Origin of the sequence: Providencia sp. R33 (assembly GCF_019343475.1) — a bacterium.
Taxonomy (GTDB): domain Bacteria; phylum Pseudomonadota; class Gammaproteobacteria; order Enterobacterales; family Enterobacteriaceae; genus Providencia.
Map to the genome: position 1 here is coordinate 4305714 of NZ_CP072453.1, position 25858 is coordinate 4331571.

The 25858-nt window shown below is 41.9% G+C and carries 23 protein-coding genes; 18 read left to right on the plus strand and 5 right to left on the minus strand.

The annotated features are described in order from the left end of the window. Positions 1-42: 42 nt before the first annotated feature. Positions 43-1239 carry an MFS transporter gene (locus tag J6836_RS20030; protein ID WP_219245585.1) on the plus strand — a complete coding sequence of 399 codons (1197 nt, stop codon included), beginning with the start codon at positions 43-45 and terminating at the stop codon, positions 1237-1239. 32 nt (positions 1240-1271) lie between these two features. Here the strand turns inward: J6836_RS20030 and J6836_RS20035 are convergent, their stop codons facing one another. Beyond that, positions 1272-2957, minus strand: a complete 1686-nt coding sequence (locus tag J6836_RS20035) for an ArnT family glycosyltransferase (protein ID WP_219245586.1) — start codon at positions 2955-2957, stop codon at positions 1272-1274. A gap of 640 nt (positions 2958-3597) precedes the next feature. On the opposite strand from J6836_RS20035, the gene J6836_RS20040 reads away from it, so the two are divergent. From J6836_RS20040 to J6836_RS20050, 3 genes are all read left to right on the plus strand, one after another. Continuing rightward, a complete protein-coding gene (locus J6836_RS20040) occupies positions 3598-4944 on the plus strand; it encodes an NCS2 family permease (RefSeq protein WP_219245587.1) in 1347 nt (448 codons plus the stop codon). A gap of 257 nt (positions 4945-5201) precedes the next feature. Beyond that, positions 5202-6851, plus strand: a complete 1650-nt coding sequence (locus J6836_RS20045; RefSeq protein ID WP_219245588.1) for a Na+/H+ antiporter — start codon at positions 5202-5204, stop codon at positions 6849-6851. A gap of 57 nt (positions 6852-6908) precedes the next feature. Then, complete coding sequence (locus J6836_RS20050; RefSeq protein WP_219245589.1) at positions 6909-7808, plus strand: carboxylate/amino acid/amine transporter; 900 nt, start codon at positions 6909-6911, stop codon at positions 7806-7808. Here J6836_RS20050 and metR read toward each other — a convergent pair. After that, positions 7693-8649 (minus strand): HTH-type transcriptional regulator MetR, encoded by a 957-nt coding sequence (gene metR / locus J6836_RS20055; protein ID WP_219245590.1) that lies wholly within the window; start codon positions 8647-8649, stop codon positions 7693-7695. The two genes, J6836_RS20050 and metR, sit on opposite strands and share 116 nt — an antisense overlap. A gap of 108 nt (positions 8650-8757) precedes the next feature. Here metR and metE point away from each other — a divergent pair, with 108 nt between their 5' ends. Further along, complete coding sequence (metE, locus tag J6836_RS20060; protein WP_219245591.1) at positions 8758-11037, plus strand: 5-methyltetrahydropteroyltriglutamate--homocysteine S-methyltransferase; 2280 nt, start codon at positions 8758-8760, stop codon at positions 11035-11037. A 56-nt stretch (positions 11038-11093) separates the two neighbouring features. Here metE and J6836_RS20065 read toward each other — a convergent pair whose 3' ends face one another. Continuing rightward, complete coding sequence (locus tag J6836_RS20065) at positions 11094-11483, minus strand: YidB family protein (protein ID WP_219245592.1); 390 nt, start codon at positions 11481-11483, stop codon at positions 11094-11096. 448 nt (positions 11484-11931) lie between these two features. Here J6836_RS20065 and udp point away from each other — a divergent pair, with 448 nt between their 5' ends. The 10 genes from udp to tatC all read left to right on the plus strand — a co-directional run bounded on the left by udp (position 11932) and on the right by tatC (position 20718). Continuing rightward, positions 11932-12690 (plus strand): uridine phosphorylase, encoded by a 759-nt coding sequence (gene udp, locus J6836_RS20070; protein WP_219245593.1) that lies wholly within the window; start codon positions 11932-11934, stop codon positions 12688-12690. Between the two features lie 275 nt (positions 12691-12965). Next, complete coding sequence (locus J6836_RS20075) at positions 12966-13748, plus strand: tyrosine-protein phosphatase (RefSeq protein ID WP_219245594.1); 783 nt, start codon at positions 12966-12968, stop codon at positions 13746-13748. A 137-nt stretch (positions 13749-13885) separates the two neighbouring features. Further along, entirely contained in the window at positions 13886-14416 is a 531-nt protein-coding gene (locus J6836_RS20080; RefSeq protein WP_206086343.1) for a DedA family protein, read from the plus strand. A gap of 107 nt (positions 14417-14523) precedes the next feature. After that, entirely contained in the window at positions 14524-15879 is a 1356-nt protein-coding gene (gene rmuC, locus J6836_RS20085; RefSeq protein ID WP_219245595.1) for a DNA recombination protein RmuC, read from the plus strand. Between the two features lie 74 nt (positions 15880-15953). Beyond that, positions 15954-16709, plus strand: a complete 756-nt coding sequence (gene ubiE, locus J6836_RS20090; protein ID WP_219245596.1) for a bifunctional demethylmenaquinone methyltransferase/2-methoxy-6-polyprenyl-1,4-benzoquinol methylase UbiE — start codon at positions 15954-15956, stop codon at positions 16707-16709. Position 16710: 1 nt separating this feature from the next. After that, the gene (locus J6836_RS20095) at positions 16711-17364 is read left to right on the plus strand and encodes a ubiquinone biosynthesis accessory factor UbiJ (protein ID WP_219245597.1); all 654 of its coding nucleotides are present in this window, start codon (positions 16711-16713) and stop codon (positions 17362-17364) included. Then, positions 17351-18985, plus strand: coding sequence for a ubiquinone biosynthesis regulatory protein kinase UbiB (gene ubiB, locus J6836_RS20100; RefSeq protein WP_219245598.1), 1635 nt, complete (start codon positions 17351-17353; stop codon positions 18983-18985). The genes J6836_RS20095 and ubiB overlap by 14 nt, the downstream gene beginning before the upstream one ends. Before the next feature lie 113 nt (positions 18986-19098). After that, positions 19099-19380 (plus strand): twin-arginine translocase TatA/TatE family subunit, encoded by a 282-nt coding sequence (gene tatA, locus J6836_RS20105; RefSeq protein ID WP_219245599.1) that lies wholly within the window; start codon positions 19099-19101, stop codon positions 19378-19380. A 3-nt stretch (positions 19381-19383) separates the two neighbouring features. Then, a complete protein-coding gene (gene tatB, locus J6836_RS20110; protein WP_219245600.1) occupies positions 19384-19944 on the plus strand; it encodes a Sec-independent protein translocase protein TatB in 561 nt (186 codons plus the stop codon). Positions 19945-19947: 3 nt separating this feature from the next. After that, the gene (gene tatC / locus J6836_RS20115) at positions 19948-20718 is read left to right on the plus strand and encodes a Sec-independent protein translocase subunit TatC (protein ID WP_219245601.1); all 771 of its coding nucleotides are present in this window, start codon (positions 19948-19950) and stop codon (positions 20716-20718) included. Positions 20719-20795: 77 nt separating this feature from the next. Here the strand turns inward: tatC and rfaH are convergent, their stop codons facing one another. Then, complete coding sequence (gene rfaH / locus J6836_RS20120; RefSeq protein WP_219245602.1) at positions 20796-21293, minus strand: transcription/translation regulatory transformer protein RfaH; 498 nt, start codon at positions 21291-21293, stop codon at positions 20796-20798. Positions 21294-21456: 163 nt separating this feature from the next. On the opposite strand from rfaH, the gene pepE reads away from it, so the two are divergent. The 3 genes from pepE to fre all read left to right on the plus strand — a co-directional run bounded on the left by pepE (position 21457) and on the right by fre (position 24479). Then, positions 21457-22182: a dipeptidase PepE gene (pepE, locus tag J6836_RS20125; protein WP_219245603.1), complete on the plus strand. Its 726-nt coding sequence runs from the start codon at positions 21457-21459 to the stop codon at positions 22180-22182. Between the two features lie 112 nt (positions 22183-22294). Continuing rightward, positions 22295-23767 (plus strand): 4-hydroxy-3-polyprenylbenzoate decarboxylase, encoded by a 1473-nt coding sequence (gene ubiD / locus J6836_RS20130; RefSeq protein WP_219245604.1) that lies wholly within the window; start codon positions 22295-22297, stop codon positions 23765-23767. Between the two features lie 10 nt (positions 23768-23777). Continuing rightward, a complete protein-coding gene (fre, locus tag J6836_RS20135) occupies positions 23778-24479 on the plus strand; it encodes an NAD(P)H-flavin reductase (protein WP_219245605.1) in 702 nt (233 codons plus the stop codon). 212 nt (positions 24480-24691) lie between these two features. Here the strand turns inward: fre and fadA are convergent, their stop codons facing one another. After that, on the minus strand, positions 24692-25858 hold the full coding sequence (fadA, locus tag J6836_RS20140; protein ID WP_219245606.1) for an acetyl-CoA C-acyltransferase FadA: 1167 nt from the start codon (positions 25856-25858) through the stop codon (positions 24692-24694).

The following is a 25858-nucleotide window of genomic DNA, read 5'->3' on the forward strand; positions in this document are numbered from 1 at the left end:
TAAAATCTAATTCGTTAATTAGGAATTTAGATTAATACCAAAATGAGCTCTGATAATCAGTGTTTGCAAAACTTTCGACATTCTCCTTCATTTGCTATTTTTACCATTACTACCAGTATTGCCGTTATCGGCATAGTCATTGGGTTAAGTATTCCAATGGTGGCATTGAGATTAAACAATTATGGTGTTAATGAGCTTACAATAGGTATCATTTCCGCGGCGCCAGCTTTAGGGATGTTTCTAATAGCACCCGTTGTACAACGCATTGTGCAATGGTCAGGTAAGCGCAAGGCAATGCTAATTGCCACTGTTATTTCAGGTATTAGTTTATTGCCGTTATTAAGTATGCTGCCTCTTTGGCTATTATTTCCTTTAAGGTTAATAACAGGGCTAGCCAGTGGTGTCATGATTTGTTTAGGTGAAACATGGATTAATGAGTTATCACCTGAAAACAAGCGGGGGCGAATTTTAGCGATTTACACCACGGTATTCACTGTGAGCCAGCTACTCGGGCCTTCTTTTATTGCTTATTATGGTGTGGAAGATAAATCTCCTTTGCTTATTTGTACGCTGATCCACCTTATTTCAGTTGTGTTATTTATCTTAATGGATCAAAAAGTGGGTGACCGTATTGCTTCCACAGCAGAAAAATCAAATTTTTCGATTATCCAATTTGTGAAAGTTGCACCGGGAATTTGTGGCGGAATTTTATTTTTCGCCTTTTTTGATGGCACAATTTTATCTATGTTCCCTATCTATGGGATGGGAATGGGGCACACGGAAGCTGTAGCGGCGTTGATGATCAGTGCGATTCTAGCGGGTGATGCAATAATGCAACTGCCTTTTGGCTGGTTAGCTGACCACATGAATCGAGAGAAACTCTATCGAATTTGTGGTGTTGTGACATTGGCTGCAAGTATTTTACTGCCCTTCACCATCACTCAGCCCTATTTAATTTGGGTGTTATTATTTGTGTTGGGGGCAACAGCAGGCGCAATCTATACCATTGCATTGGTGCAAATTGGCCAATATTTTAAAGGTAATGAGTTGATTATTGCGAATGCGGCGGCGGCGATGCTGTGGGGGATTGGCAACCTATCTGGGCCTCTGCTCGCAGGGGTGGCGACATCAATTTCGCCATCAGGCTTACCTATTTTACTGATTTTGTCTGCCGCTATTTTCTTGTGGTTTACTCGTGAGAAATACAGCGCTCAAGTTACTGAGCAAACAACATATTAGTTTTTAGCGGGTGTTTTTGCACCCGCTTCAATTTATTCTGTGGCTTTATAAACCACTAAATTTTCACGGTATTCATCTGGCCTATGGCTGTGCCAAAATAATCTCATACCTTGTGGCGCTGGTTTTACCTCTTTTGACAACACGATTAGCCAGCGACACTGTTCGGGTTTTTCGAACCTATCTTGCCTTTGGTGCAAAATTTTTGTGTAGTAGTACAACATTGGGGCTTCTGACTCACCAATATTATCAGACGCCATACAATCATTGGCTGTATATTGCCCTACTAAATGTTGTTCTAAATCGACAAAAACCCCTTCGAAACCTTTTGTGTAGTCAATCCAACCCAAAAACAACGTTAAGATAACTCCCCAAACAGTACAGAGACCAAGCACCCAGTTTTTCATCATTTGAAAAGCAGGGGAAAGGTTTGGAATGATTCGGTTACGTAAGAACCAAACAAGTGTAATAAATACCCCGCAGAAGAAAGCAGTAGTAGAGAAGGGCATTTGGTAGCTCATGGGAAGCCAGCGGCCAAACAGTGTTAAGTATTCTTGATGGTGACCCGTTAAGACAATGAAATAGCTACCCCATAAAAACACGACCACTAATGACCAAAATACCGCACAGAAGCGCGAAAGCCCATTTAAGACTTTTTCAGGAACCGCTAACAGCACTGGTGTGCCAATAATGGCCATCGGTGCGATAAAAGGGAGAAGGTACAATGCCCGACCGGATGCCGAGATTTGCAAAAAAACGATACCTAAGAGTGGGAATAGCGTCAGTAAGTAAGTGTTGGTATTAGTTAAGCGTTGAATTGGGTGGCGTAGGAAGTAAGCCACTGCCAGTAAACCGGATGGTAGGGCAAACAATGAAACGGCCGCTGGAATGCGTGTTAAATTCGCTTTTGCGCCTAATTTTTCAACAGAGAATCCCAGAAAGCGTCCGATATTATTTTCCCAAAACCATACCATAAATAAATCAGGGTGTTGCAAGTAAAGTAAAACAGGCCAAGGGAGAATAGCAAGAAGGGCGAGCAACCCAGCAGTAAAACTGTAGAGCCAAAATTGTTTTGTTCGACATTGGGCTAAAAATACAGGGGCTAACAATAGGCAAATCCACAGAACACCGGGAACAAATACACCTTTTGAGAGCATCGTTACAATGGTACCTACGCAAAACCAGATGGCAGACATTCCCATTTTTTGTTGTTGGATCAAGCCTAATAACCCATAAAGCCCGATTGTTGCACCTGTTATCAGGGCAACATCAGTAAACATATCATGGCTATGGCGGATGATCCCCGGCGCACAAGCATACAGTGCAAAAGCAACCCAAATGCGGGTATCGGTAAAGTCTTTCGCAATAAAAAATCGGCGAGCCAGTAGAATAAAAAATGAAAAATTAACCACTGAAAAAAACAAACTGGCGGTTCGTGCTGCATCATAAAGAGGCATAAACCCTGAAAATAAATGGGAGGTTAGGGTAGCAACCCAATAATATAGCGGGGGTTTTTCCATAAAAGGTTCACCCGCGTTGGTTGGAACGAGCCACTGCCCTGTTTCATACATGGTTTGAATAATACCAAAGCTGTAATTTTCATCTTGTTTCCATGGGCTATGGCTATAAATACCTGGAAGTAAATATAGAGTAAGAAAACCGATAAAAAGCAGTAAAACACCCCGTCGTAACGTGATGAATTGTATATTTCTATTTGGCATATTTATTTAATACTTTAGTTTGTTATGATAAAAACAATAACCATGTTGAATAATAATTACATTTATATATTAAAAACAATATTCACTCAGTAATGGATATTTATATTTTTCTGTTAATAAATAATATTATTTTATGACGTGCGCTTAAATTATTTTACCATGAAATAATAATGAGTTAGCTAAACGTTTTGTAAGCAAATATTCTGTGATTGTACCAAAGAAAATAATCAAAGAGCCTAAACAAAGTCTATATGAAAATGAGTTAGTTGTTTTTACCTGGCTTTATTTTTAACAAAGGATAAAAAATAATAAGTATAATTAACAGAACGGCCTTTATTACAGGGGTATTTATTCTATTTTTTGTGGTGAAAAATGGGTTGCATGTAGACAAAAAAACTAAAAACACTTGATCATTGGCCCGTTTTCGAACGATAATTGCTCTCCTCACAATACGCCTTATTCTTATTTTTAAGCCAAACGATTGCGCCATTGTTTTGATTGAGTTTTTTCCCTCAGTCAATTTAGCTTTTAGAAAAACGTAATCGTTTACGTCAGCAGGTGTGTGATAAGTCAGCAAGATGGGCATACAAACTTACTGGCTTTTAAAATGTTCGTTTACCATTAACAGCAGAGGTACACCATGTCAGGCCAACAGGCTTCATCCAATTGCAAATTGGATTCATTTTTTAAGATCACCGCGCGCGGCTCTTCCGTTCGTCGTGAGATCATCGCAGGGTTAACGACATTCTTAGCGATGGTTTATTCTGTTATTGTTGTACCTGGTATGTTAGGGCAGGCTGGTTTCCCGCCTACTGCTGTGTTTATTGCAACTTGTTTAGTGGCAGGTTTTGGTTCATTACTAATGGGGTTATGGGCAAATTTGCCGATGGCCATTGGTTGTGCCATTTCACTTACCGCTTTTACTGCTTTTAGCTTAGTTTTAGGTCAGCAAATTAGTATTCCTGTTGCGTTAGGCGCAGTATTTCTCATGGGGTGCTTATTCACAATTATTTCTGTAACAGGTATTCGTAGCTGGATTTTACGTAATATGCCAATGGGCATTGCTCACGGTACAGGGATTGGTATCGGTTTGTTTTTATTATTAATCGCGGCAAATGGTGTCGGCTTAGTGATCAAAAACCCAAATCCAGGTTTACCTGTGTCATTGGGTGAATTTACCTCTTTCCCTGTTTTAATGTCTCTAGCCGGTCTTGCCGTTATTTTCGGATTGGAAAAACGCCGTGTACCAGGTGGCGTGTTATTAGTGATTATTGCTATTTCCATCATTGGTTTGATTTTTGACCCCGCAGTGAAATATCAAGGCCTGTTTAAATTACCATCATTGGGTGACGATGGCCTTTCTTTGGTGTTCAACATGGACATCATGGGGGCGCTACAACCAATGGTATTGCCAAGTTTATTGGCATTGGTAATGACGGCAGTATTTGATGCGACGGGAACCATTCGTGCAGTGGCTGGGCAAGCTAACTTATTAGATAAAGACGGTCAAATCATTGATGGCGGGAAAGCATTAACCGCTGACTCTGTGAGCAGCATTTTTGCAGGTGCAATTGGTGCTTCACCCGCGGCGGTTTATATTGAGTCCGCTGCAGGGACAGCCGCTGGTGGTCGTACCGGCTTAACCGCTGTTGTTGTCGGTGTTTTATTCTTGTTAATTCTATTCTTATCTCCATTGTCATACCTCGTACCAGCTTATGCGACAGCACCCGCACTGATGTATGTTGGCTTGTTAATGTTAAGTAACGTTTCAAAATTAGACTTTGATGACTTTGTTGATTCAATGTCTGGCCTGTTGTGTGCAGTGTTTATCGTCCTGACGTGCAATATCGTAACGGGCATTATGCTTGGCTTTGCCGCGTTAGTGATTGGACGTATTTGCGCAGGTGAATGGCGCAAACTGAATATCGGAACTATCGTGATTGCAGTGCTTTTAGTGGCATTTTATGCTGCCGACTTGGCAATCTAAAGTTAATTCTATTTACAAGGCGGGGGTTGTTACCGCCTTGTAACGCATTATTTTGATTAATCGCAATGTATAAATTTTTTTCCCATAGAGCGGTAGCTAAGGATAGAATAGATATAGAGCGGTAAATTAAGTGGGTGTGCTGTTTTCCACTCGTAGCCGCTTGATTGTCATAATCGAGGTCTGGACGGTGCTATCTCTTACTATGCGGCGGCAGGCAATTTTGAGTTCTGGTCGTCTGGTTAATCAGTAAGGGCAACATGGAAATTTTCTTTACTATTCTTATTTTGATTTTAGCCGTCTCTGTTTCAGGGGTTGCCGCTAAAATTCTTCCTATCCGTATTCCGCTTCCACTTATTCAAATCGCGATTGGTGCATTGTTGGCTTGGCCGCAATTTGGCTTGCATGTCACCTTTGATCCTGAATTGTTTATGGTTCTATTGATCCCACCTTTGCTGTTTGTTGATGGTTGGAAAACACCCACTCGCGAATTTTTCCAAAATGGACGAGAAATTTTTATTCTCGTACTGGTTTTGGTCTTAGTTACTGTTGTGGGAATGGGGTTCCTCATTCACTGGTTACTGCCTAGCATTCCATTGATTCCTGCCTTTGCACTTGCTGCGGTACTTTCGCCAACAGATGCGGTTGCGTTGTCTTCTATCGTTGGAAAAGGGCGAATTCCGAAGCGTATGATGAGTGTCCTTGAAGGTGAAGCATTAATGAACGATGCTTCTGGTCTGGTGGCATTGAAATTTGCTGTTGCTATTGCGATGGGTACCATGGTGTTTAGTGCATCAGGGGTGACCATTGAGTTCTTCAAAGTTGCCGTAGGGGGCTTATTAGCAGGGATTATTGTAACGTGGCTGTACAGTAAATCCTTGCGGCTAATGAGCCGCTGGAGTGGCGATGACCCTGCAACGCAAATAGTCTTTATGTTATTGCTACCATTTGCTTCATACATGATTGCTGAACATATTGGTTTTTCAGGTATTTTAGCCGCTGTTGCAGCAGGGATGACCATCACTAAATCTGGCGTGATCCGCAATGCACCACTCGCGATGCGTTTACGTGCAGATAGCGTTTGGTCGATGTTAGAGTTTGTATTTAACGGTTTAGTTTTCATCATGTTAGGGCTGCAGTTGCCAGGTATATGGGAAACATCAGTTATTCAAGCCGATCTCGATCCAAGCGTTGAAACATGGATGTTATTTACCGCAGTTGCCACTATTTATTTTGCCTTGTTACTACTACGCTTTTGTTGGCTGTGGCTGATGAAAAGGTTTAGCCGTCTGTTCTTAAAGAAAAAACCGCTGCAATTTGCTAATTATACTGTGCGTGAACTGTGGTTGGCTTCATTTGCGGGGGTGCGCGGGGCGATTACCTTAGCCGGTGTGCTCTCTATACCGCTATTTTTAACGGATGGGTCACCGTTCCCAGCCCGTTATCAGCTTGTGTTTATCGCCGCAGGGGTTATTTTATTCTCCATTTTTGCGGGGGTAATCGCATTGCCGCTATTGCTACATAATTTCAAAGTGGGTGATAAAGAAGCGGATGCCAACGAAATTCGAATGGCGAAGGCGAAAATGGCTGAAGTAGCGATTGTCAGTTTGAATAAAATGGAGGAGCGTTTATCTGCGGACGTGGATGAAAAGCTCGATTCAGAAGATATCAGCGAGGTCGCTTCCCGCGTAACAGGTCACTTAAGGCGCCGTACAGCAGGGCAAGATGAAATTGAACATAACTTGCAAATTGAAGACCTTGAACGTCGTTTCCGTCTGACGGCATTGCGCGCTGAACGTGGCGAACTCTATCACTTGCGTGCGACGAAAAAAATCAGTAATGAAACTCTACAATCTTTATTGATCGATTTGGATTTATTAGAAGCTGTACTGATCGAAAAAGAGCATTAAAACGAAAAACCGAGTATTCTACTCAACATTCTTTAGTTTGAGACAGAATACAGCATTATGTGGTTACTCGTTATTACGACGCTGCTTTGGGCAGCGTCTTTTAGTTTAATTGGTGAATATTTAGCGGGCCAAGTCGATAGCTGGTTTTCCGTATTGGTGCGTGTTGGCCTTGCTTCACTGGTATTCCTACCTTTCCTACGTTGGCGTCAATTTAGTGCTAAAGTGATTTCACTTTACATGTTAGTGGGCGCTTGTCAGCTAGGGATCATGTATCTATTTGTTTTCCATGCTTATCAATATCTTACTGTAGCGGAGTTTCTCCTCTTCACGGTATTAACACCGCTGTATGTCACGCTAATTTATGATTTATTAGAGCGTCAGCCACTGCGTAAAGGGTATTTATTTAGTTCTTTACTGGCGGTGATTGGTGCTGCAATTATTCGCTATGACCATTTAAGTGAGTCGTTCTGGTTAGGGCTCTTGTTCGTGCAATTAGCCAATATCTTTTTTGCTATCGGGCAGGTGGGGTATAAGCGTTTGATGGAGATACATCCCATTCCTCAACATCAGGCTTTCTCGTGGTTCTATCTGGGCGCAACCTTAGTAGCACTTATTGGCTGGTTGCTGTTTGGTAATAAATCCATGATGCCAACCACAAATCTCCAATGGGGAGTACTACTGTGGCTTGGTGTTGCTGCATCAGGTATTGGTTATTTTATGTGGAACTATGGGGCGACAAAAGTGGATGCTGGAACCCTTGCTATCATGAATAACATGATGGTCCCAGCTGGTCTATTAGTGAATTTCGCCATTTGGCAGCAACATCCTAATTGGTTGAGTTTTACCATTGGATCGAGCCTAATAATTGCGTCTCTTTGGGTGCATAAGCGCTGGATACTTTCGCGGGCTTCACATACGAAAGGTTCTCCACCGCATGATCCGTCGCGGTCTCGGTAAATGCCTCAATAGCTGGCTGGCGCTGTTCTCCCTCACGGCATGCAGCGTACAGCCGGCTCCACAACCCATTTCCTAACGTTTTAGTCTTAATCAACCCTTGTTTTTCAAAGGAATCGACTGCCCAATGGGGTAATGCTGCGATACCCATTTTGGCTGCCACCATTTGAATTAAAATCAGTGTGTTATCTACATTTTTTACGTTCGGTGAAACGCCTGCGGGTTGCAGAAAATGACGCCAAACATCAAAACGCTCCCGTTGTACAGGGTAGAGCAGTAAGGTCTCATCCGCCAAATCGTGTGGCGCTATTTGTGGTTTTTTCGCGAGCGGGTGATCACTTGCCACAATCAGTTTTACTTCATAATCAAACATTGGCGTGTAATGAATACCTTGGTCAGGCAGGATATCTGAGGTCATCACAAGGTCGAGCTCTCTTGAAAGCAACTCAGGTTGCGGGTCGAAAGTCACACCTGATTTAAAATCGACGCTCACTTGCGGCCAAGTCTGCCTAAATTGCTGTAACGCAGGTGTTAACCATTGGATGCAGCTGTGGCACTCGATAGCAATACGCAGCGCGCAAACTCCCGGCTCATTGCAGACACGGATGGCATCTTTGACTAATGGCAGTACTTGTTGTGCCAATTGTAATAACACTTCACCTTGTGGCGTAAAACGTAATGGCTGGCTTTTTCTCACAAATAAGCGAAAGCCTAATCGATGCTCTAAATCACTAAACTGATGTGATAGAGCCGATTGCGTTTGGTGCAAGTGTGTCGCTGTTGCCGCTAATGAACCGTACTGGCTGAGCGCTTGCAATGTTTTTAAATGTTTTAATTCGATCATGAGAAACCTTCACAGTGACAATGAAATATTTGCGCTTGTGCTTTATACAGTACCTGTTGATTATGGATGTGTAAACATCTAGACGGCTAAATATTTTAAGGGGTCAATATGTCTGTTATAAATCATACACTTGGTTTTCCACGCGTCGGTTTGAAAAGAGAGCTAAAACGAGCACAAGAAGATTATTGGGCAGGCAAGATTGACCAATCTGCGCTTTTAGCGGTAGGTCATGAGTTGCGTGTTCGTCATTGGGAACAGCAAAAAAATGCGGGTGTTGAGCTATTACCCGTTGGTGATTTTGCTTGGTATGACCAAATTCTGACAACCAGTTTACTATTAGGCAACGTGCCACCACGCCATCAAAATGAAGACGGCGCTATTGATTTGGACACTTTATTTAGAGTTGCCCGTGGTCGTGCACCAACAGGGACACCTGCACCAGCAGGTGAAATGACAAAGTGGTTTAACACGAATTACCACTACATCGTGCCTGAGTTCCAAAAAGGGCAAAAATTCGCCTTATCTTGGAATCAATTGTTTGATGAAGTTGACGAAGCTCTTGCATTAGGGCACAACGTTAAACCCGTCATTGTAGGGCCAATTACTTACCTGTGGTTAGGGAAGGTCAAAGGCGAACCATTTGATCGCTTATCATTGCTGAATGAATTATTGCCAGTTTACCAACAAATATTGGCGCGTTTAGCTGAAAAAGGCATTGAATGGGTGCAAATTGACGAACCCGCATTAGTGTTAGATTTACCAGTTGAGTGGCAACACGCATACCAATCGACCTATCAAACGCTATCCGGCCAAGTAAAGCTACTACTTACCACGTATTTTGATGGTATTGGCCATCATTTAGATATCATCAAACAATTACCAGTGCAGGGCTTGCATGTAGATGTTGTGGCGGGGTCAGATGATATTGAAAAACTGCACCAAGCGCTGCCTGCTGACTGGGTTTTATCACTAGGCGTGATTAATGGGCGCAATGTATGGAAAGCCTCTCTGGGTGAAAAATTTGCCCAAGTAAAACCGCTGTTAGGTCAGCGTTCAGTATGGGTGGGAACCTCCTGTTCACTGTTGCACAGCCCCATTGATTTGAATGATGAAACGCGTTTAGATGCGGAAGTGAAAAGCTGGTTTGCGTTTGCATTACAAAAATGTGAAGAGCTTGCCCTACTGAGTAAAGCGCTCAATCAACCCACTGAGGCAAACATCGCATCGTTAGAAACATACAGCGCACCAATTCGTGATCGTAAAACATCAACTCGAGTGAATAATGTCACGGTTGCACAACGTTTAGCGGCAATTCGTGAGGGGGATACAGAACGTGCTATCCCATATCCTCAACGTGCACAGCTTCAGCGTGAGCGTTTCAACTTACCATTATGGCCAACGACCACGATCGGTTCTTTCCCTCAAACCAGTGAAATCAGGACGTTACGGTTAGATTTCAAAAAAGGTAATGTGGATAAAAATAATTACCGTACAAATATTAGCGAGCACATCAAACAGGCGATTAAAGAACAAGAAATTTTGGATATCGACGTTCTGGTGCACGGTGAAGCTGAACGTAACGACATGGTCGAGTATTTCGGTGAACAATTTGATGGTTATGTGTTTACACAAAATGGCTGGGTACAAAGCTATGGCTCGCGTTGTGTGAAGCCCCCAGTGATTATTGGCGATATTAGCCGTCCAGAGGCCATTACCGTTGAATGGGCGAAATATGCACAATCACTAACGGAAAAACCTGTCAAAGGCATGTTAACGGGCCCTGTCACTATCTTGTGTTGGTCATTCCCACGTGAAGATGTCAGCCGTGAAACCATCGCAAAACAAATTGCGCTTGCGCTGCGTGATGAAGTGGATGATTTACAAAAAGCAGGCATTGGTATTATTCAGATTGATGAGCCAGCGTTACGTGAAGGCTTGCCACTGCGTAGAGACGAGTGGACGGCATACTTAACATGGGCTGTTGATGCTTTTAAACTGAGCGCCGCGATTGCTGAAAATGACACGCAAATTCATACCCATATGTGTTATTGCGAATTCAATGACATCATGGATTCGATTGCCGCGCTAGATGCAGATGTGATTACCATTGAAACATCACGTTCAGATATGGATTTATTGGATGCATTTGAAAATTTTGATTATCCAAATGAAATTGGACCAGGTGTGTACGACATTCACTCACCGAATGTGCCGAATGTAGAATGGATTGTCGCATTACTCAGAAAAGCAGCAAAACGTGTTCCTGTTGAGCGTTTATGGGTCAACCCAGATTGTGGATTAAAAACCCGTGGTTGGACGGAAACTCGCCAAGCCTTAGCTAATATGGTTGAAGCTGCGAAACTGCTAAGAAATGAGCATACATCTTAAATACGGGATAAAAGGCAGGGTTTCCTGCCTTTTGGAATGTGCCGGTGGTTAACGCATTAACCAAATAATTTTGACTTCAACAGGTTCATGCCAATAGAAGCAAGGTCAAGGCTCTCAGGTAGCTCGCCATTTGGTGTTGCACTGTCAACCAGTTGAGGCAGGTATTTTGCCACTAAATCTGAGGTTGATTGTGTATCTAAGCCTACAGATTGCGCGAGCTCTTGAATATTAACGTTACCAAAAACTTGCATTAATTGGCTTCCATCAATCGGTAAATTTGCCCCTTCGCTAATCCACGAAGTAATAATGCCACCTAAGCCTTGCTCGTTAAATTTATCAACGACACCAGACAGACCACCTTGGTTTTCAATCCACTTAATAACGGATTGAAACTGTTGCATTTTATCGCCTGCAACCATGCCTAACATTTGATCTAATAGCCCCATTTTTGACTCCTAGGTAACATGCCAATTGATGCTCTCATTCATAGTATGGAGCATTATTCGAAAAATTGTAGGTCGCTATTTTGATCAATTTATTTTTCAGGTCAATGAAAATGAGCCATTGTCGATAACTAAATGTATAAAAACATAATTTAATGTTTTGAATGAAAGCTATTAACCCAAAAATTATAAGGTAACTTATCAGTAAGAAGGCAGGCGAAGTTCTCTCTAATACATTTTCGATAATCGCGTACATTCATCTATACTGATTGCATCTTAGCCCGATTTTGGCTGTAAGGTGTTTTTTATGTGACATTAATCACATTTTATTGAAAATAAAATGATGATGCTTTCATTAAAAGAGACACTCATCACTAAATTGACCTGCACTTATCGCTATATTAATAGCAGCTAAACAATTCAATGATGCCATTGTGTAAAGGAGTTTGATATGTCTGACGTTTTCCACTTAGGTTTAAAGAAAAGTGACTTACAGGGTGCAACCGTCGCGATTGTTCCTGGGGATCCTAACCGTGTTGAAAAAATTGCACGTCTGATGGATAACCCTGTGCATCTTGCGTCATTGCGTGAATATACCTCTTGGCGTGGTGAGCTTGATGGTAAAGCTGTCATTGTTTGCTCAACGGGTATTGGTGGTCCATCTACCTCTATTGCAGTCGAAGAGTTGGCACAATTAGGGATCCGTACTTTCCTACGTATTGGTACAACAGGTGCAATCCAAGAAGATATCAATGTGGGGGATGTATTAGTCACTACAGGTGCAGTACGTTTAGATGGTGCGAGCCAGCATTTTGCACCACTTGAATACCCAGCCGTGGCTGATTTTGATTGTACTAATGCATTATTTGCTGCGGCAAAAGATGCGGGAGCAACCGTCCATGTGGGTGTAACAGCCTCTTCAGATACCTTCTACCCAGGTCAAGAGCGTTATGATACCTATACTGGCCGTGTTATGCGCCATTTCAGAGGCTCAATGAAAGAGTGGCAAGATATGGGCGTCATGAATTATGAAATGGAATCAGCAACGTTACTGACCATGTGCTCAAGCAGTAAAGGTCTACGTGCAGGTATGGTTGCAGGGGTCATTGTTAACCGTACACAACAAGAAATCCCAAATGAAACATTACTGAAGAAAACAGAAGGTAATGTGCTAAGTATTGTTGTTGAAGCGGCACGTCGCTTACTGTAGTCAATGATTTACTGGCTCGCCTATTTAAAAATTCACTCGGTTGTGGAAAGACAATAGGCGGGCTTAGTTTTGCTCCTAAGTTATTCACTCTAGATATAACCCCGACAAATTTTTAACAATTTGTAATGAATTTCCAGAAAATATCCTGATCCTCTTATGCGTTAGATCTGTTATTGTCATAAAAACAATTATCAATATTATGTGCCCTTTAATCGTTTGGGTTGCATCTTTTTTATTCGCAACTTGAACGTGTGCTGTGGGCAAAAGGAATAATTATGTCAACAACACCTTATCTTCACCCCTCCGTCCTTCCACTCAAAGGTGGCATTAATTTTCGCGATTTAGGCGGGAAAAAGCTATCAAATGGCAATAAAATCAAACCTGGTGTGCTGTTTCGTTCAGGAGCATTAGACCGTTTAACTCAAGATGATGAAACTGTTTTACAATCACAAAATCTTTTTCAAATCATTGATTATCGTGACGAAGTTGAAATTATTGCTAAGCCTGATGTCGTATGGCAAGGGGCGCATTATGTTCATGCTCCAGCAAATCCATTAGCGAAAGAAGTCACCGCAAACTTAGATAAACTCACGCCAGAGATATTGGAACAATTTGATCCACAAGCCTTTATGTTCCGTTTGTATGAATTATTACCACTGAATAACCCTGCTTACCATCAGCTGGTGAGCATGCTACAACAACCAGAAAAAGGCGGGGTTGTTCAGCACTGTGCAGTCGGGAAAGACCGTACTGGCGTAGGTTCGGCGCTGGTTTTATTTGCGTTAGGTGCTGACCTAGACACAGTAATGGAAGACTATTTACTCACTAATGAAACTTTAGCGCCATATCGCAAGCACCTACTTGAAGAACACGCAAAAACCATGAGTGAAAGTGTGCTGAAAAAGTTTGAGTATGTGTATTCAGTTCGTGAAGAGTTCTTACAAACAGCTCTAAAAAGCATTGAAAAACAATATGGTAATGTGGATAAGTGGTTGGAAGCTGATTTTGGCCTAGGCCTAAAACAGCGTGAAGAGTTGCAGCAACACTTTCTCGAATAATTGATGTTACTTTGGCTGATGTTGTGTGAGTAAAGGAATGACTACATAACTCAGCTGAATTTATTATCCTGTTTAATCTTGATTTATACGTTTTTCGCTACTGTAATACATCAAACCATTGATGAAAGGAATGTGCTGTGACGCTCAATGAAATAGTGACCGTTGTGACGGACTTTACTCGCGAACATGAAGTATGGGCGCTACCAATTATTTTCTTTCTCGCCTTTGGTGAATCTCTCGCTTTCTTATCACTTCTTTTACCTGCAACAGTGATACTGCTTGCGCTTGGCGCTTTGATTGGCGAAAGCAATATTGTTTTTTGGCCTATTTGGTTGGCTGCTGCATTAGGTGCATTCTTTGGTGATTGGCTTTCTTACTGGTTTGGCTTTCATTACAAAGAAAATGTACGCAAAATGTGGCCAATTTCCCGTAACCCACAAATGATTGATAAAGGACAAGTTTTTTTTGATCGCTGGGGGATCTGGGGGATCTTTTTTGGTCGCTTCTTCGGGCCATTGAGGGCAGTTGTACCCTTAGTTGCAGGGATCTGTGCAATGCCGCAGCGCCATTTCCAACTTGCCAATATTGCCTCTGCGATGATCTGGGCATTTGGCATACTTGCCCCAGGGGCACTAGGCCTTAAATGGTTTGCGAGCTGGATAGGCTAAGCTTGCGAAGCGGCTCGCAAATAAACGGCTGTAAATGAAATTACCTCTGGACACTTATACAGTATCCCATTACCTTACACTAGATTTTGTAAAGTAAGGATTTAATCGTGGATACCTCTCTTTTATATGCCGTTATTGGTGCGTTGAGTGGCATTTTAGTCGGTGGTTTAGCGACGTGGTTCTCTATTGCCCAAAAAATCACGCATAAAGATCAAGAATTGCAACAGGCTTATCGGCAACTTGCAGCCAGTGATGAAAAAAATGTGCATCTTGCTCAGTGGAAAGAGGAGTATGACAGGCTTGATCAAGAGCTTCGTACACAACGTGATATTAACCGAGAGCAAGAGGCTGAATTACGTGAAGTCATCACTCGGTTAGAGCAAAATCAGCTCGCTAACGAAGAAAAACAACGTATTTTACAAAACAGTGAGCAGCGCTTGACGACTCAGTTTGAAAATTTAGCGAATCGTATTTTTGAGCAAAATGAGCGCCGAGCTTCAGAACAGCAGCAAAAAAGTTTATTAGCAATGTTATCGCCTTTTCGCGAACAATTAGACGGCTTTCGCCAACAAGTTCAACAAAGTTTTGGTGAAGAAGCAAAAGAAAGGCATACGTTGGCTTATGAAATTAGGCAGTTGCAGCAACTCAATAACCAAATGACCAAAGAGGCCGTTAACCTCACGCGTGCACTGAAAGGGGATAACAAGATACAGGGTAATTGGGGGGAAACTATCCTAACTCGTATCTTAGAAGTTTCTGGTTTGCGCGAAGGCAGTGAATTTGAAACCCAAGTTAGCATCAATACGGGGTATAATAGCCGCTACCAACCTGATGTCATTATCCACCTGCCTGAAGGTAAAGATGTGGTTGTGGATGCCAAAATGTCACTGGTGTCTTACGAGCACTATTTCAATAGTGAAGACCCACATGAACAACAACAAGCGTTAAAAAACCATGTCGCTTCCATTCGTAACCATATGCGAATGTTGAGCCGAAAGGATTATCATCAGTTACCGGGAATTCGTTCACTGGATTACGTTTTAATGTTTATCCCTATTGAACCTGCCTATTTGCTGGCTTTGAAAGAAGCGCCCGAGTTACTTGATGAAGGGATAAAGCAAAATATCATGTTAGTTTGTCCATCCACCTTGCTAGTGGCGGTTCGAACAATTAATAATATATGGCGCTATGAGCGGCAAGGGCAAAATGCCCAAGAAATTGCGGATAAAGCAGCAAAAATGTACGACAAGCTGCGTTTATTTGTGGATGATATGCAAGTTTTAGGCTCCAGCCTTGATAAAGCGAATAATACTTACCATTCGGCGATGAAACGCCTTGCTCAAGGGCGAGGTAACTTGATTAGCCAAGCGGAAAGTTTTAAGGAGCTTGGGGTAGAGATAAAACAACCTATTGAGCCTCAACTTGTTGAGCGGTCAGATTCGCCTAATTGTGCGGAATCGTAGACTTCTGATAGGGTTTTACCTCAAAGGCTGTTACACTTCCTACAAAGTTTGAATTATAAGCAGGCATAAGAGAAATGACTGAACCAACTAAAGAAACCATTGATTTTGGTTTCCGCACTGTCGGCAAAGAGGACAAAGCTGGCTTAGTAGCGAATGTTTTTCACTCTGTAGCATCAAAATATGACTTAATGAATGACCTGATGTCATTTGGTATTCATCGTATCTGGAAACGTTTCACTATCGAAGCAAGTGGTGTACGCCGTAACCAGCGCGTGCTGGATCTTGCTGGTGGAACAGGGGACTTAACCGCAAAATTTTCACGTTTAGTCGGCGAAAAAGGGGAAGTCGTTCTGGCTGATATTAACGACTCCATGCTGAAAATGGGGCGTGAAAAATTACGCGACCTCGGCATTGTGGGAAATGTTAATTATGTTCAAGCTAACGCAGAAGAACTCCCATTCCCAGATAACCATTTTGATTGCATTACCATTTCTTTTGGCTTGCGGAACGTTACCGATAAAGACAAAGCACTACGTTCAATGTTTCGAGTGCTAAAACCAGGTGGTCGTTTACTGGTATTAGAGTTCTCAAAACCAGTCATTGAGCCACTGAATAAAGCTTATGATGCCTATTCATTCCATATCTTACCGCGTATTGGTCAAGCCATCGTCAACGATCCTGATAGCTATCGCTATTTAGCAGAATCAATCCGTATGCACCCTAATCAAGAAACCTTGAAAGGGATGATGGAGAATGCAGGTTTTGAGCAAGTTTCTTATACCAATATGACTGGTGGCATTGTCGCATTGCATAAAGGGTTTAAATTCTAAGATGGAAGCGCCATCAGTAAATAGCGAAACTCAGCATACGGTTTTATATTCTTTGATAACAGCAATGATGGAAACCTCTCTTAACCATATGCTGTTTAAAGAAAAAGTGTTACAGCCCGCAAGAATGCGCTTGGCGGGCAAAGTGATGTCCATTGAACTAAAAGAGCTCAATAAAACACTGACCCTAATTTTTGCTGAAAATCATGTTGATGTACTGAGTGAATGGACTGAAGCGGCTGATTGCACAATCAAAACGTCATTGTTTACGTTAGTGAAGCTTAAAGATAAACAGCAACTATCTCAACTCATCAATCGTGGTGATATCGTGATTGAAGGGGATATGCAGATAGTCCAACATTGGTCTTCATTGTTAGATTTGGCGATTTGGAACCCTGCTCACTATCTATCACCTTATATTGGTGATGTTGCCGCTGAAGGGCTAAGTAAATTGCTGAACAAAGGCGTTTGTCTTGCATCTCATTTCGTTAAACGCCAAAAGACTTATGTAAAAGATACACTGGTTGAAGAGTGGAAAATGGCGCCTAGCCAACTTGAACTCGCGCATTTTAGTGACGAAATTGAGCAAATTGAGAGCTCAATGAGTACGCTGGAACAACGGCTAAGCCAGTTGGAGGAGAAGAATGACACCCAGTGAATTAAAACGACTTTACTTCATTGTTCGGGTTTTTCTCTCTTACGGATTAGACGAGTTAATCCCCAAAATTAAGCTTACGTTGCCACTTCGTATTGGCCGCTTAGGTTTCTTTTGGATAAGAAATAAACATAAAGATAAAGACTTAGGCGAAAGGCTTCGACTCGCGTTGCAAGAGTTAGGCCCTGTTTGGATCAAATTTGGCCAAATGTTATCAACTCGCCGTGATCTCTTTCCGCCAGCAATTGCTGACCAACTCTCTCTATTGCAAGACAAAGTTGCCAGTTTTGATGGTAAATTAGCGCGTGGTTATATTGAAGAGTCTTTAGGTGGGCCGCTTGAGCAATGGTTTGATAACTTTGATGAACAAGCACTTGCCTCTGCATCTATCGCTCAGGTTCATACCGCTATTTTAAAAGAAAATGGTAAAGATGTTGTTATCAAGGTCATTCGCCCAGATATTTTACCCATTATTAAAGCGGACATTAAGCTCATGTACCGTATTGCAAATTGGGTGCCTTTGTTACCAGATGGGCGCCGTTTGCGTCCAAAAGAAGTGGTTCGCGAATACGAAAAAACATTAATTGATGAGTTGAATCTTTTACGTGAATCGGCGAACGCCATTCAACTACGACGTAACTTTGAAAACAGCTCTATGCTGTACATCCCAGAAGTGTACCCAGATTATTGCCGTGAAAATGTCATGGTAATGGAACGCATTTATGGGATCCCCGTTTCAGATATTGCTGCGCTAAAAGCGCAGGGAACCAATATGAAGTTGTTGGCTGAACGCGGTGTAAAAGTCTTTTTTACTCAAGTGTTTCGCGATAGCTTTTTCCATGCTGATATGCACCCTGGGAATATTTTCGTTAGCTATGAGCACCCTGAAGATCCACTGTATATCGGTATTGACTGTGGCATCGTCGGTTCGCTAAATAAAGAAGATAAGCGTTATTTGGCTGAAAACTTTATCGCATTTTTCAATCGTGATTATCGTAAAGTTGCCGAGCTTCATGTGGATTCTGGCTGGGTTCCACAAGATACTAATGTCGAAGATTTTGAATTCGCCATTCGCACTGTATGTGAACCTATCTTTGAAAAGCCATTAGCGGAAATTTCTTTTGGTCATGTACTACTGAATTTATTTAACACGGCACGCCGTTTTAATATGGAAGTGCAACCTCAGTTAGTGCTATTGCAAAAAACATTATTGTATGTGGAAGGCTTAGGTAGGCAACTCTATCCTCAACTGGATTTATGGAAAACAGCAAAACCATTTTTAGAGGATTGGGTGCATAGCCAAGTTGGTTTACCCGCAATTACACAGGCACTGAAAGAAAAGGCGCCTTATTGGGCAGAAAAAATGCCTGAACTGCCCGATTTAATATATGGTGCGTTGAAACAACACAAATATTTGCAGTCAAATATTGAGCAACTTGCACAGCAACTGAAAGCTCAGCGTAGTAAACAACGCAAGTCGCAGTATCTATTAGGAATAGGGGCTACATTTATCCTTTGCGGTAGTTTATTCTTTATTTCTGATTTAACACGCCTTTCTGCAGTGTTTATGGCTGCTGGTGCTTTATCTTGGTTGCTTGGTTGGTGTAAAGCAGGCGAAAATTAAGTAAACTTTGTTTTGCGACAAGTTTATAAGGCTGTGAACATTTCCGTATTTTGTGTTGGTTGTATATAATAGACCTAATAACATTTGATCCCAAAACTATAGAGGTATTAACAATGGAATCAACTATTGCAATGGCTGCTTTTGGTAGCCCTTGGCAACTAATTATTATTGCTTTGCTTATTATTTTAATTTTCGGCACCAAAAAATTACGTTCTTTAGGTTCTGATTTAGGTGAGTCGCTCAAAGGCTTTAAAAAAGCGATGAGCGATGACGAAAAAGCGAAAGCAGAACAAGAAAAGCAAGATGCTGATTTTGCTACCAAAAACATTACAGAACAACAGGCTGCTGAGAAAAAAGAAAGCCCAGTTGAGAGCAAAAACAAAGAGCAGGGTTAAACCGTGTTTGACATAGGTTTTAGTGAACTGTTGCTTGTTGCTGTAATTGGTCTTGTTGTTTTAGGCCCCGAGCGCTTACCAGTGGCGGTGAGAACTGTCGCTGGGTGGATCCGTGCTATGCGCTCGATGGCTGCTAATGTACAAAATGAGTTATCGCAAGAGCTGAAATTGCAGGAACTGCAAGAGACGCTGAAAAAGGTTGAGGAGAAAGCTAATTTAGAAGCGCTTTCACCAGAACTAAAGCAGTCTATGGAAGAACTGCGTACAGCGGCTCAGTCGTTAAAAAGCGGCTATCAAGCAACAACAAATGATATTGAAACAGAGTTAAACAAAGCTAAAGAAATCACTGATAGCTATGATACCGCTGTCAAAGATGCGAAAAACAGCTCTGAACAGGCGCAAGAATCGGATCCAGATCCAGAATATGCGGCTAAAATGGCTGCTGTTGTTGAGGAAGTAAAAACTGAGGAATCAGCAAAAGCTGAAGAGCCAGTCGCTATAGAAACAACAGACCCGCAAGATACTAAAGCAAAAAACTCCAATCAAACCGAAAGTGAAAAATAACACATGGCTGTAAATGATACACAACCACTTATTAGCCACCTCATTGAACTTCGCAAACGGCTATTAAACTGTTTAATCACAGTTTTAATTGTCTTTGCAGCGCTCGCTTATTTTTCAAATGATATTTATCGGCTCGTTGCAGCCCCTTTGATTGATAAGCTGCCTGTGGGTTCGCAAATGAGTGCGACTGATGTGGCATCAACATTTTTTACCCCGATTAAATTAACAATGATGGTTTCGGTTTTTGTATCGATACCTGTTATTCTTTATCAAATTTGGGCATTTATTGCACCTGCACTCTATAAGCATGAGCGCAAGTTGATGCTGCCTCTGCTGGTTTCAAGTAGCTTCTTGTTTTATCTTGGAATGGCATTTGCTTATTTTGTCGTCTTCCCACTAGCATTTGGCTTCTTTGTTAAAACAACGCCAGATAGCGTTAATTTTATTCCTGATATTAGTAAGTATCTCAGTTTCGTTATGACCTTGTTTATGGCTTTTGGTGCTGCTTTTGAAGTGCCTATCGCCATTATCCTACTGTGTTGGACAGGGGTTACGACACCAGAGTCACTTAAACGTAAACGCCCATATATTCTTGTAGGGGCGTTTATCGTCGGGATGTTCTTAACGCCTCCAGATGTTTTATCCCAAACGCTACTTGCGGTTCCGATGTACTTACTCTTTGAGTTAGGTGTTTTACTGTCTAATTTCTACGTAGGTAAAGGAAGGAAACGACAGGAAGAAGGCGAAGAAGACGAAGAAAAAGAAGAATCTTAAGCTTAATAAAAGCATTGAGGTTCGGATTTTACTGATAATAAAAAGCCCATCGACGATGGGCTTTTTATTATCTTGAATTACTGCTCTGATGATTTTTTGAATTGTGTATTTTCGAGTGTTTTGGGGACGCTTTTATTTAAAATATTCAACAGAAGAATAGAGCGATACTCTCCATTGGGTTCGTCAAAGATAGCTTGAACACCTGCAAAAATACCGTCTGTAATTGTGACTTTATCGCCTGATTTAGGCAGGTCTGGTGCAACAGCATGGGTCATCGGCGCTAGCTGCAATAATTCAATAACCTCTTCTGGCACTTCAGTCGGTAATTGGCCAAAACGAATAAAATGGCTAACACCTCGAGTGGATTGAATTGTCGTTGTGTGAATTTCGTTATGATCAAATTTTACAAATAAATAATTAGGGAACAATGCTTCTTGCACTGTTGTTCTTTTGCCCCTAATAATTTTTTCCATCTCAGTCATGGGAGTCATACAAAGTACGCTCTGTCTATTTAGATGCTCAATAGCTCGTTCAATTTGGCCTCGTTTGCAATAAAGCAGATACCATTTTTCCATTTTTTGAATCTCACATGACAATAATATGTTTATGATAACAAATTACGACAGAACAATGTGACTAATGAATCTCTGCACAATATTATTCATATCGGTAAGCTAAAGTTATCAAGCTACTGCTTATATTAACTGTTATATAGAACCTAAGTCTGTAGGAGACACAATGGATATCTTTTTGTTGAGTAATGGTAAATTGTCAGGAAACCCTGTTTGGTTAAGTTATGCCTTATCTCGAATCCAAGAAACACTCGCGCGTAAAAACATTAAGTCCGCTGTTCTTGTTCCATATGCTGTTCTACGTGGTTCTCATGATGAGCGCGCAGAACAGCTTTCAGAAGCTCTTGGTATCAAAGTAACGACAATAGAACATTTCTCGAGCCCGGTTGAAGCTATTGAGCAAGCTGAATGTATTTTGGTTAGCGGTGGTAATACTTGGTGGCTAAACAAATGCTTGCATGAGAATGGCTTAATTGTAGCAATTCAACGTGCGGTCAGGGAACGCGGTGTTCCATATATTGGTTGGAGTGCGGGTTGTAATGTTGCAACACCAAGTATTCGTACAACCAATGATATGCCTGTCAGTAACGCTGCAATCATGCCATCTCTGGGGCTTTTTCCATTACAAATTAACCCTCATTATATTGATGCACACATTTCTGGGCATATGGGGGAAACTCGTGATGAAAGACTCCAAGAGTTTTGTGTGATTAACCCACATGAAGTGGTTGTTGCACTTAGAGAAGGCAGTGGCCTGCAAATTAAAGGTAATGAACTTCATTATTTCAGTGGAAAAAATGAAGGCTTTAAATTATTTCAGCACAACAAAACATTTCCTGAACAATTCGATACATTATTATTAGAAAAATTAGTCCCTTTTGATTGCCAGTAAAATGGTATACTAAACCAGAACAAGATTGATTTTTAAGTGATTTAGGCAGTAACTTGTAACCTTGGCTGGACGTCTTATAATGGGACTCCCTTTGTGATAGTAAAAGAAGATAATGAAATATCGTGACCTTAGAGATTTTATCGCGCAGCTGGAAAAGCAAGGCGAGTTAAAACGCATTACAATGGAAGTCGACCCTTATTTGGAAATGACGGAAATTGCAGATCGCACCCTAAGAGCAGGGGGGCCGGCCTTATTATTCGAAAATCCAAAAGGTTACAATATGCCTGTTCTGTGCAACTTGTTTGGTACAACCAAACGAGTTGCAATGGGAATGGGGCAAGAAGATATCAAAGCCCTTCATGATGTGGGTAAATTACTCGCATTTTTGAAAGAACCAGATCCTCCGAAAGGCTTTCGTGATTTGTTCGATAAGCTTCCTAAATTCAAACAAGTGTTGAATATGCCCGCTAAACGGCTAAGTTCTGCGCCTTGCCAAGAACAAATTTGGGCTGGTGAAGATGTCGATTTGACTAAAATCCCTGTCATGCATTGCTGGCCAGAAGATGCAGCACCACTAATTACATGGGGTCTTACGGTTACTCGAGGTCCGCATAAAGAGCGTCAAAATCTCGGTATTTATCGTCAGCAAGTTCTTGGTAAAAATAAAGTTATTATGCGCTGGTTATCCCATCGTGGCGGCGCACTTGATTTTCAAGAATGGTGCCAAGCGCATCCAGGGGAAAAATTTCCAGTTGCTGTTGCGCTAGGCGCGGATCCAGCGACAATTTTAGGTGCTGTTACTCCTGTGCCTGACACTTTATCCGAATACGCTTTTGCTGGTTTATTGCGCGGCAATAAAACAGAAGTTGTGAAGTGTATTTCTAATGATCTTGAAGTACCTGCGGGTGCTGAAATTATTCTTGAAGGTTATATTGAACCTGGCGAGATGGCACCAGAAGGGCCCTATGGAGATCACACGGGTTATTACAATGAAATTGATAACTTCCCAGTGTTCACCGTCACTCACGTGACTCAACGTCGTGATGCTATTTACCACTCGACATATACAGGCCGCCCACCTGATGAGCCTGCCGTACTTGGTGAAGCGTTAAATGAAGTTTTAGTCCCAATTTTACAAAAGCAATTTCCAGAAATTGTCGACTTTTATCTACCTCCTGAAGGCTGCTCATACCGTTTAGCCGTTGTCACAATGAAAAAGCAATATGCAGGACACGCAAAAAGAGTCATGATGGGGGTCTGGTCATACCTGCGCCAATTCATGTACACTAAATTTGTTATTGTTTGTGATGATGATATCAATGCACGCGACTGGAAGGATGTGATTTGGGCGATTACGACACGAATGGATCCCGCGCGGGATACCGTTATGATGGAAAATACCCCAATTGACTATCTTGATTTTGCTTCCCCAGTATCTGGTTTAGGTTCAAAAATGGGGCTTGATGCAACAAACAAGTGGCCAGGTGAAACAGACCGTGAATGGGGGCGCCCAATTGTCATGACTGAAAGCGTTAAATCTCGTGTTGATGATATTTGGGAACAATTGAAAATTTTTGAAAAATAAGAGGGAATGCATGGCAACTTTAAGCTGTAAAGTCACATCTGTCGAATCTATCACGGATACGGTTTATCGGGTTATCTTGTTGCCAGATGGTCCCTTTCATTTTAAAGCAGGTCAATATTTGATGGTCGTGATGGATGAGCGAGATAAGCGACCATTTTCAATGGCTTCTACCCTCTGTACTAAAGGCACCATCGAGTTACATATTGGTGCCTCAGAAATTAATTTATATGCCATGGCGGTAATGGATAGGATTTTAGATCAGCAACGTATTGATATCGATATTCCTCATGGCAAAGCGTGGTTTCGTGAAGATAGCCAAAACCCAATGATTCTAATTGCCGGGGGGACGGGGTTCTCTTATACCCATTCAATACTGCTTGCCGCTTTAGCGGAAAACCCTTTGCGTGATATCACATTTTATTGGGGAGGCCGCCAGTTAGAGCATTTGTATGATCTTGGTGAGCTTCAGGCCCTTAGTGAAAAATACCCAAGTTTAAAAGTGGTTCCTGTTGTTGAGCAGCCAGATGAATTATGGCGAGGCCGAGTAGGAACGGTACTTAGTGCAGTATTAGACGATTTTGGCGACCTTTCAGAGCACGATATTTATATTGCAGGCCGTTTTGAGATGGCAAAAAGTGCGAGAGATCGTTTTTGTAATGAGCGTGGAGCCAAAGTTGAACGGTTGTTTGGTGATGCTTATGAATTCATTTAATCTGTTTTAGTTCAAATCGTAGGGGGCTTCACTCTGCTCCCTTAGTTATCCTATGTTACATAGCCCCTAGAGATATCCTCACTTTCTGCTGTCTATAACCCTAACTATGGAGTTAAATTTGTCGAGGCGAACTAGTCAAAAAAGGCAAAAAAAACCCGCCCCTGACTAGGCGGGAACATCGACAAAAATGCAATGTTTTACGAAAAACGGCATCAAATTCGTTCAATAATTGTGGCGATCCCCTGACCAAAACCAATACACATTGTGGCTAAACCAAATTGCTTATCTTTTTGCTCTAACTGATTCAGTAGCGCAGTTGTGATCCGTGCCCCAGAGCAACCAAGTGGGTGACCCAGCGCAATAGCACCCCCACTTAGGTTTACTTTCTCATCGAAAAGACTTTCAGAGATATTCAATCCTTTTAAACATGCGATAGATTGAGCTGCGAATGCTTCATTTAATTCAATAATATCAATATCATTTAAAGATAAGCCGGCCCGTTTTAGCGCCATTTCAGTCGCGGGTACAGGGCCAAATCCCATAATAGATGGGTCACAACCGACAACCGCCATTGCTCTGACTTTAGCTCTCGGTTTTATACCATGTTGCTTAGCATAGCTTTCGCTACTGAGTAACATGGCGGATGCGCCATCTGATAACGCAGATGAATTCCCCGCAGTTACTGTGCCACTTACTGGGTCAAAAGCAGGGCGAAGAGCGGCTAAGCCTTGAAGGCTTGCATCTAAGCGAATGACTTCGTCATAATTTACGGAAATAAGATTTCCATCAGCATCGTGACCTTCAATAGCAACGATTTCATTGGCAAACTTGCCATTTTTTGTAGCAGCGGCAGCAAGTTGGTGAGATCTAAGCGCAAATGCATCTTGTTCTTCGCGACTAATTTTGTACATTTTGGCTAGCATTTCTGCGGTTAACCCCATTGCACCAGCGGCTTTTGCCACTCTCAAAGTGAGCTTTGGGTTAAAGTCGATGCCATGTGTCATAGGGACGTGCCCCATATGCTCAACGCCACCAATTAAAACTGAGTTTGCATCACCCGTCATAATTAATCGGCTTGCATCATGTAGTGCTTGCATTGATGAACCGCAAAGGCGGTTAACCGTAACAGCTGGCACTGTATGAGGAATATCGGTTAATAAAGCGGCATTTTTCGCAATGTTAAAACCTTGCTCTAATGTTTGCTGCACACACCCCCAAATAATGTCATTTAATTCTTTCTTACTTGCATTAGGGTTGCGTTCAAAAATTGCGTTCATAAGGTGTGCAGAAAGGTCTTCAGCTCTAACATGGCGAAATACTCCACCTTTTGAACGACCCATTGGTGTGCGTATTCCATCAATGATGACGACGTTTTCCAT